Origin of the sequence: Paraburkholderia sp. SIMBA_053 (assembly GCF_046534895.1) — a bacterium.
GTDB classification, from domain to species: domain Bacteria; phylum Pseudomonadota; class Gammaproteobacteria; order Burkholderiales; family Burkholderiaceae; genus Paraburkholderia; species Paraburkholderia caledonica.
The window spans coordinates 69,997-82,597 of record NZ_JAWRXU010000017.1 but is presented as its reverse complement, the minus strand read 5'-3'; the positions used below and the strand labels follow the sequence as shown (position 1 = coordinate 82,597).

General features: G+C 60.2%; 11 protein-coding genes. 3 read left to right on the top strand and 8 right to left on the bottom strand.

Annotated elements, in window-relative coordinates; all coding sequences use genetic code 11:
- The first annotated feature begins 32 nt into the window (after positions 1–32).
- The gene (locus SB753_RS30885; RefSeq protein WP_410803641.1) at positions 33–1,598 is read left to right on the top strand and encodes a methyl-accepting chemotaxis protein; all 1,566 of its coding nucleotides are present in this window, start codon (positions 33–35) and stop codon (positions 1,596–1,598) included.
- Between the two features lie 145 nt (positions 1,599–1,743).
- Here SB753_RS30885 and SB753_RS30880 read toward each other — a convergent pair whose 3' ends face one another.
- The 7 genes from SB753_RS30880 to SB753_RS30850 all read right to left on the bottom strand — a co-directional run bounded on the left by SB753_RS30880 (position 1,744) and on the right by SB753_RS30850 (position 9,293).
- The gene (locus SB753_RS30880; RefSeq protein WP_087750311.1) at positions 1,744–2,148 is read right to left on the bottom strand and encodes a RidA family protein; all 405 of its coding nucleotides are present in this window, start codon (positions 2,146–2,148) and stop codon (positions 1,744–1,746) included.
- Positions 2,149–2,251: 103 nt separating this feature from the next.
- Positions 2,252–3,481, bottom strand: coding sequence for a M20 aminoacylase family protein (locus tag SB753_RS30875; RefSeq protein WP_410803639.1), 1,230 nt, complete (start codon positions 3,479–3,481; stop codon positions 2,252–2,254).
- Positions 3,482–3,547: 66 nt separating this feature from the next.
- A complete protein-coding gene (locus SB753_RS30870) occupies positions 3,548–5,005 on the bottom strand; it encodes an aldehyde dehydrogenase family protein (protein WP_392393407.1) in 1,458 nt (485 codons plus the stop codon).
- A 78-nt stretch (positions 5,006–5,083) separates the two neighbouring features.
- A complete protein-coding gene (locus tag SB753_RS30865; RefSeq protein ID WP_204521032.1) occupies positions 5,084–6,409 on the bottom strand; it encodes an NAD(P)/FAD-dependent oxidoreductase in 1,326 nt (441 codons plus the stop codon).
- 645 nt (positions 6,410–7,054) lie between these two features.
- The gene (locus SB753_RS30860) at positions 7,055–7,510 is read right to left on the bottom strand and encodes a PaaI family thioesterase (RefSeq protein ID WP_288825014.1); all 456 of its coding nucleotides are present in this window, start codon (positions 7,508–7,510) and stop codon (positions 7,055–7,057) included.
- A complete protein-coding gene (locus SB753_RS30855; protein WP_131319388.1) occupies positions 7,507–8,100 on the bottom strand; it encodes a TetR/AcrR family transcriptional regulator in 594 nt (197 codons plus the stop codon). The genes SB753_RS30860 and SB753_RS30855 overlap by 4 nt, the downstream gene beginning before the upstream one ends.
- A gap of 248 nt (positions 8,101–8,348) precedes the next feature.
- The gene (locus tag SB753_RS30850) at positions 8,349–9,293 is read right to left on the bottom strand and encodes a LysR family transcriptional regulator (protein ID WP_410803636.1); all 945 of its coding nucleotides are present in this window, start codon (positions 9,291–9,293) and stop codon (positions 8,349–8,351) included.
- A gap of 92 nt (positions 9,294–9,385) precedes the next feature.
- Between SB753_RS30850 and SB753_RS30845 the strand changes: the two genes are divergently transcribed.
- Positions 9,386–10,375 (top strand): DMT family transporter, encoded by a 990-nt coding sequence (locus SB753_RS30845; protein WP_392393404.1) that lies wholly within the window; start codon positions 9,386–9,388, stop codon positions 10,373–10,375.
- Between the two features lie 145 nt (positions 10,376–10,520).
- Positions 10,521–10,997, top strand: coding sequence for a YbaK/EbsC family protein (locus SB753_RS30840; RefSeq protein WP_408199533.1), 477 nt, complete (start codon positions 10,521–10,523; stop codon positions 10,995–10,997).
- A gap of 164 nt (positions 10,998–11,161) precedes the next feature.
- Here the strand turns inward: SB753_RS30840 and SB753_RS30835 are convergent, their stop codons facing one another.
- Positions 11,162–12,601 carry an MFS transporter gene (locus SB753_RS30835; RefSeq protein WP_410803634.1) on the bottom strand — a complete coding sequence of 480 codons (1,440 nt, stop codon included), beginning with the start codon at positions 12,599–12,601 and terminating at the stop codon, positions 11,162–11,164.

The window sequence follows — 12,601 nt, the reverse complement described above, 5'->3', positions numbered from 1 at the left end:
AAGTCATATCCACACACGTAACGGAACGAAGCATGAAATCGATGACTGTCAGCAGAAAACTCGGCTTGGCGTTTGGCCTTGTTGTACTCATATCACTGGTTGGCGGCGCGATATCGCTGATTAACTTTCTCAGCCTTAATCAGGCGAATGGCTGGAACGTCCACAGCTATCAGGTACTTCGGGCGAACGACGACATGCTGACCAACATGGTGAATATGGAGACCGGCGTGCGCGGCTTTGTCGCCTCCGGCGACGATCGGTTCCTCGAGCCGTATGCGGCTGGAAACAGGGACTTCGCGAGGTCTTTCGACCTCGTTCGCAGCCTGACGGCGGACAACGCCAGCCAGCAGGGGCGTCTCGAAACGCTGCGCGACATGCACCAGAGAGTGGCAGAAATCGACGAGAAGCTGATTGCCATGCGGCGCGATGTCAACGCCGGCAAGCAGCCTGCCGACGGGTTGATCGATTACTTCAAGCAGGGGAACGACAAGCAGTTCATGGACCGCTATCGCTCGGTGTCGGCAGAACTCGGCAACGCCGAGCAGTCGTTGCTTGATCAACGTTCGGGCGCAGTCGCCAGCATGACGGCATCGACCAAGCTGGCGCTCGGGCTCTCCGGCACGATCACGGTTCTTGTGTCCATCGTTCTTGGTGTCTTCATCACCCGCGGCATCATGCGCGCTTTGGGCGGGGAGCCGGCCGAGGCTGCGAGGGCGGCACAGCGCGTTGCGGAAGGTGATCTGGAGGCGGCCATTGCGCTTGCGCCGAACGACCAGACCAGCCTGATGGCGTCACTCGAATCAATGCGCCAGCAACTGCGCGCTATCGTTTCCGACATTCATTCCACGGCGGAGGCCATTACGACCTCGGCGGGCGAGATCGCGCAAGGTAACCTGGACTTGTCGCAGCGCACGGAAGAGCAGGCAGCGTCACTGCAGGAAACCGCGGCGAGTATGGAGGAGTTGACCTCCACGGTCCGTCAGAACACCGAGAACGCGAAACAGGCAAACGCCCTCGCTGCGAATGCCCGCGAGGAGGCAACGCGCGGCGGCGAAGTAGTGAACCAGGTGGTCGAGTCCATGCGCGACATATCGAGCAGTTCCGGTAAGGTGGCCGACATCATTACCGTGATCGAAGGCATCGCGTTCCAGACCAACATTCTTGCGCTGAACGCAGCAGTGGAGGCCGCGCGTGCTGGAGAACAAGGCCGCGGCTTTGCAGTCGTAGCGGGTGAAGTCCGTACGCTGGCACAACGCAGCGCGAGCGCGGCGAAAGAGGTCAAGGACCTCATCACGAGTTCAGTTGAAAGTGTGGCTAAAGGCTCGGAGCAGGTTGGGAGAGCGGGCACGACCATGTCCGATATCGTTCAGTCGGTCAGGCGGGTGACGGACATCATGGGGGAAATCGCGTCGGCGTCTGACGAACAAGGAACGGGAATTGAACAGGTGAACGTTGCTGTTGGACAGATGGACGCGGTGACACAGCAGAATGCCGCGCTCGTTGAACAGGCATCAGCCGCTGCGCAAGCAATGGCTCATCAGGCGACGTCGCTCCGGCAAGCAGTGAGCGTGTTCAAGCTCGGGCACAAAGCTGCTTGAGCAAAAGCGACCGGCGGTTGATCACGCGAATGCCGATAGCGTGCATCAGCCGCGAACAGCCTCAAAAGATCGACTCCTTGCGCGCGCGCCGTTATATGTCTTGAGCGCGACGCGCAACATCGTTTCCAAATCCCGACTGGTTACGCTATACCAACGCGACCGCTTCGATCTCGATCTTCAGACCGAAGTGGAGCGCAGGCACCGGCACTACGGCGCGAGCGGGTCTCGCATCGCCCGCCCAACGCGCGTAGATCTCGTTGAAGCTCGCCCAGTGCGCGACATCGACGATATAGACACGAACCTGCGCCAGTTTCTTGATATCGCTGCCCGCACCGGCAAGCGCGGAAGCCAGATTTGCCAACACCTGCTCGGCCTGGGCTTCAAAAGAACTCTCCGTAAGCTTGGCGCCGTTCGCGTCGATAGGAAGTTGGCCGGACACAAAAACCAGGCCATTTGCGACCGATACGTGGCTGTAGTGACCACCCGGTGTTGCCAGTCCAGCGGGGTTCATCGTTTGAGGGAATTGCGCATTCTGCTGATGCTGATCCATGACGAACATTCCAGGTGGAAGGACCGCTTCGACCACAGCCACGACGAGGTCAGGAAGCTATCCGGGTTTGTATTCGGGAGCTGGAGTGCCAATCCCGGTGCCATCAGTATGATGCATGGAGTCTACGGTTATCGGCAACCCTTTCAGGCTGACGAGTCTGGAAGTATTGCTGCGCCAACGTAATCCAGTACTGAACACCTGCTGGAATGATGTCGTCGTTGAAGTCGTACTTCGGGTTGTGCAGACCCGGTGCAGTCTTGCCGACATGGGCGTTGCCGATCAGCACATACGTGCCGGGTCGCTCTTCCAGCATGAAGCCGAAGTCTTCTGATGTCATGTTGGCCGGCACGCCGGCGTGCGTACGTTCATCGCCGAAAGTCTCGCGAATGACGGCTTCGCATAGTTGGGTCTCGGCCCGCGTGTTGATGGTCGCTGGATAGTACTGGAAGAACGTGACTTCGACCTGAGCTCCGTGCGCGGCCGCCAGCCCTTCGCACATTAGCTGGATGTCGCGCTGCAATTTCTGCTGCAGTTCCGATGAAAGCGTACGTATCGTTCCGCGCAACTCGGCGCTATCCGGAATGACGTTGTCGGTGTCGCCGGCGTGGATCATGCACACGGAGATCACAGCGGGATCGACCGGGTCCTTGTGTCGCGCAGCGATGGTCTGGCATTGCAGCACCATCGAGCAAGCCAGCGGAATAGGATCAAGCCCGAGATGCGGTTGCGCCGCATGAGCGCCCTTGCCGGTGACTGTGATCCTGAAGCGCGAACCCGCCGCCATGATCGGGCCCACCCGCAAGCCGAAATGCCCACCCGGCAAACTCGGCCAATTGTGCATGCCGAACACTGCCTCGGTGGGATATTGCTCGAACAGGCCGTCGTCGATCATTTTTCGCGCGCCCGCGCCGCCTTCTTCTCCCGGCTGGAACACGAAATGAACGCTGCCAGGCAATTGCGGCATGCCTTTCAGAAGGCGCGCGGCGCCGAGCAGCATCACCGTGTGGCCGTCGTGCCCGCACGCGTGCATGACTCCGTGAGTGCAGGACGCGTGCGTGAAATCGTTGGCTTCCTGGATGGGCAACGCATCCATGTCCGCACGAAGCACGATGCCCCAATGCGGATTTGCGCCCGGCAAGCTTGCCACGACGCCTGTTCCGCCCAGTCCGCGCGATACCGTATAACCGAGTTCCTCAAGCTCACGCGCGACGACGTCAGCGGTCCTGTGTTCTTCAAAGCGCAACTCGGGATGTGCGTGAAGGTCGCGTCGCAACTTTGCCCAATGCGGATGATGCGCGGTTAGCGATGTTTCGGGAATATCGGTGGTTTCCAATCTCGGCACCTTTCTAAAGCGGGCAGCATCAAGTCGGCGACATCACGGCGTGACGTCTCGCGACCTTTAGTTGTAGTACCCGAGGATCGACTTCACCTCCATGTACTCTTCCATTCCTTCGATCCCGTACTCGCGACCGTTTCCGGATTGCTTGTATCCGCCGAACGGAGCCTGCGGGTCCCACGCCGGATAGTTCAGATGCACCTGGCCTGACTCGATGCGCGCGGCGACCCGACGCATCAGCGTTTTGTCCGTGCCCTGCACATGTGCGCCGAGTCCGTACACGGTGTCGTTCGCGATGGCGATCGCTTCTTCTACCGTGTCATACGCGAGGATCGCGAGGACCGGCCCGAAGATCTCCTGCTGCGCAATCGGCATGTCCGTGCGTACATCGGAGAAGATTGTCGGGCGCGCATAGAAGCCTTGGCTCAAGCCGACGGGTCTGCCTGGACCGCCCACGATCAGCTTCGTGCCGTCGTCCACGCCCGCTTCGATCATCTGCTGCACCCGGTTGAACTGTGCGCGATTTGCGAGTGGACCATGAGTCGTCGTCTCGGCGAACGGATCGCCGACGATCATCTGTTTCGTCGCCGCCGCGGCGAGTTCATCCACCTGGGCGATGACGCTGCGTGGGACGATCAGGCGCGTCGGCGCGCTGCACGACTGGCCCATGTTGCGAAACGCAGCCGCTACGCCGAGCGTGACCGCACGCGGCAGATCGGCGTCAGGCAGCACGATGTTGGGCGACTTGCCGCCCAGTTCCTGCGCAACGCGCTTGACCGTCGGCGCGGCCGCCTGGGCGACCAGCACGCCGGCTCGCGTCGAACCGGTGATCGACACCATATCGACTTGCGGATGGGCCGACAGCGCCGTCCCCACCTCCGGCCCCGTGCCGCTCACGAGATTGAACACACCCGCTGGAATGCCCGCTTCGGCGACGACCTCGGCAAACAGCAGGGCGCTCAGCGGCGACAACTCGCTGGGCTTGAGGATAACGGTGCAGCCGGCAGCCAGTGCCGGCCCGACTTTCGCGGTGATCTGATAGATCGGCCAGTTCCACGGCGTGATGAGCGCGCACACACCGATCGGCTCGCGGGCGATGGCGGTGGTGCCACGCTGGGCGACGAACGGATAAGTTGCGAGGTTGTCGCGTGCGACGCGGATGTGTTCGGCCGCGAGCGGCACATGGGCACTGCGCGCGTAGTTGATCGGCGCGCCCATTTCCATCGACAGGGCAAGCGCAAACAGTTCGGCTCGTTCGAGGAGGAGGGCATGAACGCGGTCGAGCAGCGCGGCGCGCTCTTTGGGCGAAGTCGCGGACCAGCTCGCGAACGCTTTGCGCGCGGCTTGCACCGCGCGGTCCACGTCGCCGGCGTTCCCTAACGGGATGTCGCAAAGCGTCTCTTCGGTGGAAGGGCAGACCACGGCGGCGCGTTCCGTGCCGATAGGCGCGACCCATTCGCCGTCGATAAAGAAGCGGTCCAGATGGCCAGCCTGCATCAGATGAAGCACAGGGGATTTCATTGCTGCTTGTCCTTGCGTCGATACCGTGCGCTCGTAGCAGGCGAAAGCGCACGGATAGAAGTCGAAACGAAACCGTTGTCAGAAGTCGGCGACCTTGCCCCACGCCGATTTGTCGAAGCGTTCGGGACGGTAAGGCTCGGGGTCGACGATCGGCGTCGCGCCTGTGACCATATCCGCCACGAGATGACCGCATCCAGGCCCGATTCCGAAGCCGTGGCCGCTCAGGCCAGCGGCCAGCACGAAGCCGGGCAGCGACTGCGTTTCGCCGATGGCGGGGATGCCGTCAGGCGTCATGTCGATATAGCCGGCCCACGAGGCCGTTACGCGTGCTTCGCCAATCACTGGACACAGATCGATGGCACGCCTGCGAATTTCCGTGAGTGTGGCTTCATCGGCGCTGGGGTCCAGCACGCGCATTTTTTCCATCGGCGTCGGCTGATCGAGCCGCCAGCGGTTCAGGCCTTCATGGCCCGAGCGCACGCCTTCCAGACCGCCGGGACTGAGGCTCTGCCAGCGACGCGCGAACATCGGCAGAAAGTCCTTCGCATAGCGAAGTTTTTGCAACGTGGGATCGAACTTTGCCAATCCGCTGATGGCGAGCGAATAGGTTTCGTCGCCGCGACGCGTGATCGTGATGCTTTTCGTGTGCAGCGCATCCGGCAACGTGCCGCGCGGCAGCGAGACCGACGCGACCGACGAGCGAATGGTCGCCTGGGGCAGGCGGATGCCGAGTTGCCGGCAAAACGTCGAGGCCCATGCGCCGCCCGACAGCACCGCGATCTTCGTGCGGATCACGCCGTGCTCGGTCACGACACCGCTGACCCTGCCGCCCTCTGTTTCGATGCCCCGTGCCGCGCAATTCTGATGGACGGTGCCGCCCAGCTTGATGATGCTGCGTGCCACGGCCGGAGCGGCGTTGGCCGGGTCGGCCGTGCCGTCGGTCGGCGCGAACACGCCGCCTTTCCAGTTGCGTCCGGTTGCGGCCGCCCGCTCGTTGGCCTGTTTGCTGCCGAGCACTTCGGTTCTGACGCCGGCCGTGCGGGCGAATTCGCACCAGCGCGTCCATCCGCCGAGTTCGTCGTCGTCGTTGCTGAGATACAGCAGACCGCCGCGGCGAAAGCCGGCGGATTCCCCGGATTCGTCTTCGAACTGCTGCCACAGTCGCAGGCTTTCCGTCGCAATCGGCAATTCTCGCGCATCGCGGTTCTGTTGTCGGCACCAACCCCAATTCCGGCTGGATTGCTCGCCGCCTACGATGCCTTTTTCGATCAGCGCGACTTTGACGCCACGCTTCGCGAGAAACCATGCAGTGAATACGCCGACAATGCCCGCGCCTATCACGACGACGTCGGCGCTATCGGGCAGCGCCGGGCTGGTATGAACGCGGGTCAACGGTACGCGCATCTATGAAAGTTCCTTCGTGAGTCGCGTGTCGGGTAAATGTCTGTCGGCGACTTTGCCAGTTGCAACGCACAGAACCGGTACGACCGGTAGACCGGATCGGGTGCGCCTTGATGCGCGGCGGTGCCGAGATGCTTGCTGCCGGCTCGCAGAGCCCACGGATCAGCAAGATTTCAAGTGCGCTATACGGGCCGGGCCGGTAGAGTCTTTATGGTACGTGGGCAATGTCACTCTGCGACGCTCGAAAAATATTTCAAAAGAGTATGAACACTGCGTTTGACGTGCCTTGCGCAGCATTTTATGTGGCGCACTCATCGACTTGACTCGCTGGAGCGGCGAGTCGCGATCCGTGGAAACGCGGCCCGGCTTCGATCGCGTCGCGCGGCGCGACGGCCTGATAGGTGTGATAGAGGTGTGATAGGTCTGATGCCGCGTCCCGGTCGCACACGCAGATTTGTAGAATGCCCAGTTGCGCTTAAACTGGATGCAAGGCGCAGCAACGCAATCGCGGGCCTACGGGTGGGGCGCAATTGATAATTGCCAGCAACCGGTTGCGCAACAGGGCCGTAAGCTGTTCAACCCTTCGCAGTGGGTGTCTGGCTCGATACCGCCTGCAATTCGCCGGTTTTAGTTCGCAGGCGGCATTGTTCACGTTAGCTTGTCGATCACGAGCAACGTCGAAGTGGCCGACGCATATAACTTTCCGGTGCTGTCCTTTAGCGTGGCCTCGGCGAACGCCGCGCGGCGGCCAATGCTGATCACCCGGCCTTCCGCCCGAAGCGTGCCGGTCTCATGCGTTATCGCTTTATGGTACGAAACCTTGAGTTCCAGCGTTGTATAGGCTTGCGTTGGCGATAGACGGGAATGGGCGGCGCAGCCGCATGCGGAGTCGAGCAGTGTGGCTGCATATCCGCCATGGACCGTACCGATAGGGTTATAAGCTCGGAGTGACGGTACGCTTTCGAAAGCTGCGAAGCCTTCCGACGCTTCGACCAGCGTGAAGTCCAAGGTATCACCGATCGGTGGCCGTCCCCCTGATTGCATTAATTTGTGTAGCTGCTCTAAGCCGGAGAGATTGGGTGGTAGCTGTTCGACAAGGTTCATTTGCAAGACTCCAGATGGAAGCGTCGTTTAAGCGCTGTCTTCGCGCGCATCAATATTTTGTCGGAGCGCGTTTGATCCGGCTCCCCTCTGGCAAGCATTAGCGCGCCAACCATCTCGCACAACAGCGACTCCGCGTTCGGGTTCGCCTCTGCGTCTCCAAGCTCCGACAAAAGCCCTGCAAGCCGCTTTCGCAGCCGTGTCGTTCCCTCTGCAAAGGCCGCGCGTGCTTCGGGGGAGACCCTCGTCATTTCAGAAACTAACGCAGCTACCGGACAACCAACCGGAATTGCGTCCCGGTGCGCGCGCGACAGATAAAAGCGGATGTAATGCCAAAGGCCTTGCGCAGGCGATCGACCGGATACTTGATGGAGAAAGTGAGCTTCACTCTCTTCAAACATCGTGGCAATGGCAGCAGTCACAAGCTCGTCTTTCGAACGGAAGTGAGCATAAAAGCCGCCATGAGTCAGTCCGGCGCCCTCCATGACCCGCGCAACAGCAATCTGCTGTGGCCCGTGTGCCCGAATTGCATCAGCGGCTACCTTCAGCAGCTTTTGACGCGTTTCGTCTTTGTGTGTAACGCCATATCGCATTGACCGGTCCCGACCATAGTATGATCACCATCATATAAAGAAACGTGTTCGATCACAACGCTTCTCGCCACGACAGTTTTCGCGAGAGCTGGCACCGCCGTCAGGCGGCGAGTCGTCCGTTCGCTCTGCGACTCGCGCCAGGCAGGTTTAGTTTTGCTGGCCGACTTTGACGGCTGACGTTAACAGACGCGAAGACGAATGCGACTGACAATGCGGACACCAAACTGCCAAAACGGGTCGGTCCGCGCTCATAACGTAAAGAACGCCGCATCCTCTCGTAGCCTCGGGACGATTCGTCTCTCCGCCCACTCCAACCACGCCCGGGTCCTGGCATCCATGAAGTGCCTGGAAGGCAGGAGTGCATATATTCCAATGTCCGGCGACCGCCACGCTGGTAACACCCGGCGGAGCCGGCCATCGCGGATCGCGTCTATGACCGAGAAAAGCGGAAGCAGCGTTATTCCGCCACTCCTCACAGCAACATCGAGCAGCAATTCTGGCGTGTCCGCCACCAGCGGCCCTCGAGGGGAAAACTCCTGCACCGGGCCTTGCCCGTCTGTCAGTCGCCACTCAGGAGTGATGGAAGGATTAATCAGACGCAGGCATGAGTGCTCGCTCAATGCGGCGGGTGTCGTAGGCTCGCCGAAGCGTTGCAGATATTCGGGCGACGCGCACACCACCGCGAATGTCGTTCCCAGCCGACGCGCCACCAATCCCGAGTCAGTCAGCGACTCCGCCAGATAAAAGCTCACGTCTACACCGCGGGCGAGCAGGTCGGGAAAGTACTGCGAAGTACTGTAGTTGACGATGACTTCGGGATAACTCGCACAGAAATCGGCGAGCTCAGGCGCGACATAGTGGTGGCCGAAACTGGTCATGCATTGCACGCGCAGCCGGCCAGACGGACTGGATGCCGTCCCGGAGGCCTTCGCTTCGGCTTCGTCCATAAGCGCAACGATCTCACGACAACGCTCGGCGTATTCGGCGCCTGCATCGGTGAGTATCCGATGGCGGGTCGAGCGCTGAAGCAGCTTGACGTCAAGCCGCTTCTCCAGGTCCGACACGAGCCGCGAAACCTGCGCCGTAGTGAGATCCATCTGCTCGGCCGCGGCAGTAAAACTGCCGCTGTCGACCACACGCAGGAACGCGCGAATCGCATGGAAGAGGCCTGTCTGAAGGAGGTCTTTGCGCATTCCGTAAATATACTTTGTTCGGTGCTCTATTGTTACTGAAGTTGTAGCGTCTCACAATCGGGCCACTAAATGGCAACTGCGGAGAACCTCCCATGAAACCCGATGTGCGTGCTCCGGTGAGCAGTAGTGGCCGGCTGGCAGGCTTGCTGATTCTGATCGTGCCTCCGCTGTTGTGGGCCGGAAACTTCGTGGTCGGCAGGCTCGCACGTAACGACGTGCCACCTATGACGCTGGCCTTCGGCAGGCATCTCATCGCGCTGGTGTGTCTCCTGCCGTTTGGATGGGCCGCGATGAAGCGCGACATGAGTCGGTATTGGGCGCTTCGCTGGCGACTCGTGCGCGTATCCCTCGCAGGTATGGTTGCCTTCAATCTTCTCGTCTATGTAGGGCTGCATTCGACGACGGCGTCGAATGCCCAGTTGATGAACTCTGCGATTCCCGTACTGATCATCTTGATCGGTGCCGCATTTTTCGGGCAACGGCTGACCGCCGTCCAGAGCTTCGGACTCGTTCTATCCTGCGTCGGCGTTTTGACCATCATCTCGCACGGCGACACTGCGCGACTGTTAGCGCTGCAGTTTTCCCGTGGCGACCTGTTTGTCTTCGGCGCGATGGTGGCGTTTGCTCTCTTCTCGGTCTGGCTGCGTTCTTTTCCGGCGGACATGGACCGTCTCGGGCTACTTGGCGCGCAACTCGTCATCGCGGTAGTGGTGCTCTTTCCGCTGTTCATGTGGGAGTACATCGCGGGGGAACGTGCAACCTGGAACAGCGCGTCTCTTGGAGAAATCATGTACGTAGGGCTCGCACCATCCCTGATCGCCAACCTCCTGTATATGTTTGGCATTGCGCGCGTAGGCCCAGCTCGGGCGGGGCTCTTCATTCACCTGATTCCGCTCTACGGCGCGTCGATGTCAATCGTGTTTCTGGGCGAGACGCTGCACGTTTATCACGCGATCGGCATGGCGGCGATCGTCGTTGGTCTGGCCTGCTCACGTAGCAAAGACAGACCGGTATCCCGGTCTGCCGATGAGAACGAGGGCGATCGCTATAGCAAGCGTCGTCGGGTACAAACGGTTGGATGAGTCTCCTACGCTTTGACCACTTTATCGATCGCCCTCACGGGTATTAACCGCCGTCAGTACGCCTTGGCAGCTTGATGAACCGTCTTAAAGCGTAGGCCGATCCAGGCCACATCAACTTCACAATGTCATATCAGCGAGTCCGAACATGAGTTTGCAATCCGTCCGTACTTTTCTTTCACAGCATGCTCCCGACCTCGAAATCGTGGAAAAGCCGACGAGCACCGCCACTGTCGCGGAAGCTGCCGATGCCCACGGCGTGTCGCCGGGGCAGATCGCGAAGACGCTGTCTTTGTGGCTGAAGGACGAGGTCATCCTGCTGGTGCTTGGAGGTGACGCGAAGATTGACAACCGCAAGTTCAAGGATCAGTTCAAAGGCAAGGCCAGGATGCTCAATGCCGAGGAGGTGGTTGAATGGACCAGTCATCCGGTGGGCGGGGTGTGTCCGTTTGGACTGCCGCGCGAAATGAAAGTCTTTGCGGATGTGACGTTGAAGAAGTTCGATGTCGTGTTGCCTGCAGCGGGCGCAACGAACGCGGCACTCCGCATCGCGCCCCAGCGCCTTATCGAACTGGTTAGGGCAGAGTGGGTCGATGTCGCTCAAGGTCCAGCCCTGACCGTCTGACGGACTGTTTTCTTCCGGTCCGTCAGCGAGGCGAAATCGACATGACTTCCGCTCGTCGGACGGCGCGGCCGCGACTGAATTTATCGCCTCCGCGGCGTCATGCAATCGTTCGTCCCCACTGTAGTCTGTGCCGCCGCCTCGAGTTAGGCGCCTCTGCAAAAAGTTCAGCGAGAAATGTCCTCCAGCGACTTTCCAAGCGTCCGAGGCCCCATCAGTCCGATTGCGAGGATAACCAGCAACATCGCGCCGGCGATGAAAACGAACACGCCAGTCACGCCGAAGTCCTTCAGCATGAACGCAATGACGAACGAGCTGAACACCGCGGAGGCACGACTCCATGAGTAAACGAAGCCTACCGCCCGTGCGCGAATCGTCGTGGGGTACAGCTCCTGCTGATAGGCATGGTAGGTGAAGGATATGATGTTGCCCGCCAGCGTTAGACAAACGCCGAGCATCACGATCGCCACGGCCGACGTTGTTTGGCTAAAGAGAAGTCCGGCCACGATGTTGAGCGCCGCCATGCAAACAATGACGTGCTTTCGCTCGAAGCGGTCAGCAATGAGATAGCCGAGCAAAGGTCCAAGAGGCGCCGCCAACCCGATGACTGTCGTGTAGAGCAGGCTCGACGTCACGGTGATTCCCTGCTTCACGAGCAGCGTGGGTACCCAGTTAGCAAAACCGTAAAAGCCGACCGTCTGGAATATGTGAAAGACAATCAGCATGACGGTTCGCTTGCGGTACGGCGCCTTCCACATATCAGAGAAGCCGCCTTTGATTGCGATCGGCTCGGATGGTCCTGGCGGAGGAAGAGGCCTTCCGTATTGGCTTTCAACTTGCGCTTCGAGTCGGGAGAGCACGGCGTCGGCCTCTGCGAACCGCTGCTTGCTGGCGAGCCAACGCGGGCTTTCCGGCAGGTTTCGACGGAAATACCATACGAACGCCGCACTGATGCCGCCAATCAATACGACCCACCGCCAACCGTCCAATCCCAGATAGGATTTCGGTACGAGCAGGTAAGACAGGAAGGCTACGACCGGGACCGCGGAAAAGCCGATTGCCTGGCAGACTGCAAACGCACGCCCGCGCATATGCTTCGGTGCGAGCTCGGACATGTAAGTGCCAATGGTGATGAGTTCGACGCCGATGCCAAGACCGGAAACGAAGCGCCAGAAGTTCAGTCCTGTCGCTGTATCCTGGAAGGCCATTACCGTATTGGCCGCTACGTACCAGAGCAATGAATACGTGAAGATTGCACGCCGGCCAAAACGGTCAGCGAGGAATCCGCAGGCGATGGTTCCGACGAACAGACCGCTAAAGAGAGATGCGATAAAGCTGGCGACACCCGACGTTCCGAAAAGCCCGTGCGTCGTCGCAGTGAGAATTCCTGCCTTCACGAGACCCGGTGCGATGTACCCGGTGAAGAGCAAATCGTACAGTTCGAAGAAGAAGCCGAGGCTAAGCAACACGATCAGTTTCCAGACGCTCCGCGTGGCGGGAAGTCGGTCAAGACGTGCAGATATTGCGGCTTTATCGACAAGCGAATCCTCACCGGGCACGCTGGTTTCTTTGGCGCCTAAGGGTGAAGCGCCTTCCAAAGTGGTCAT

Excerpts from the sequence above, each read along its gene's own strand:
- SB753_RS30835 (WP_410803634.1), bottom strand. The coding sequence starts at position 12,601 with ATGACCACTTTGGAAGGCGCTTCACCCTTAGGCGCCAAAGAAACCAGC.
- SB753_RS30860 (WP_288825014.1), bottom strand. The coding sequence starts at position 7,510 with ATGAACCTTGTCGAACAGCTACCACCCAATCTCTCCGGCTTAGAGCAG.
- SB753_RS30885 (WP_410803641.1), top strand. The coding sequence starts at position 33 with ATGAAATCGATGACTGTCAGCAGAAAACTCGGCTTGGCGTTTGGCCTT.
- SB753_RS30845 (WP_392393404.1), top strand. The coding sequence starts at position 9,386 with ATGAAACCCGATGTGCGTGCTCCGGTGAGCAGTAGTGGCCGGCTGGCA.
- SB753_RS30865 (WP_204521032.1), bottom strand. The coding sequence starts at position 6,409 with ATGCGCGTACCGTTGACCCGCGTTCATACCAGCCCGGCGCTGCCCGAT.
- SB753_RS30840 (WP_408199533.1), top strand. The coding sequence starts at position 10,521 with ATGAGTTTGCAATCCGTCCGTACTTTTCTTTCACAGCATGCTCCCGAC.
- SB753_RS30870 (WP_392393407.1), bottom strand. The coding sequence starts at position 5,005 with ATGAAATCCCCTGTGCTTCATCTGATGCAGGCTGGCCATCTGGACCGC.
- SB753_RS30850 (WP_410803636.1), bottom strand. The coding sequence starts at position 9,293 with ATGCGCAAAGACCTCCTTCAGACAGGCCTCTTCCATGCGATTCGCGCG.
- SB753_RS30855 (WP_131319388.1), bottom strand. The coding sequence starts at position 8,100 with ATGCGATATGGCGTTACACACAAAGACGAAACGCGTCAAAAGCTGCTG.
- SB753_RS30880 (WP_087750311.1), bottom strand. The coding sequence starts at position 2,148 with ATGGATCAGCATCAGCAGAATGCGCAATTCCCTCAAACGATGAACCCC.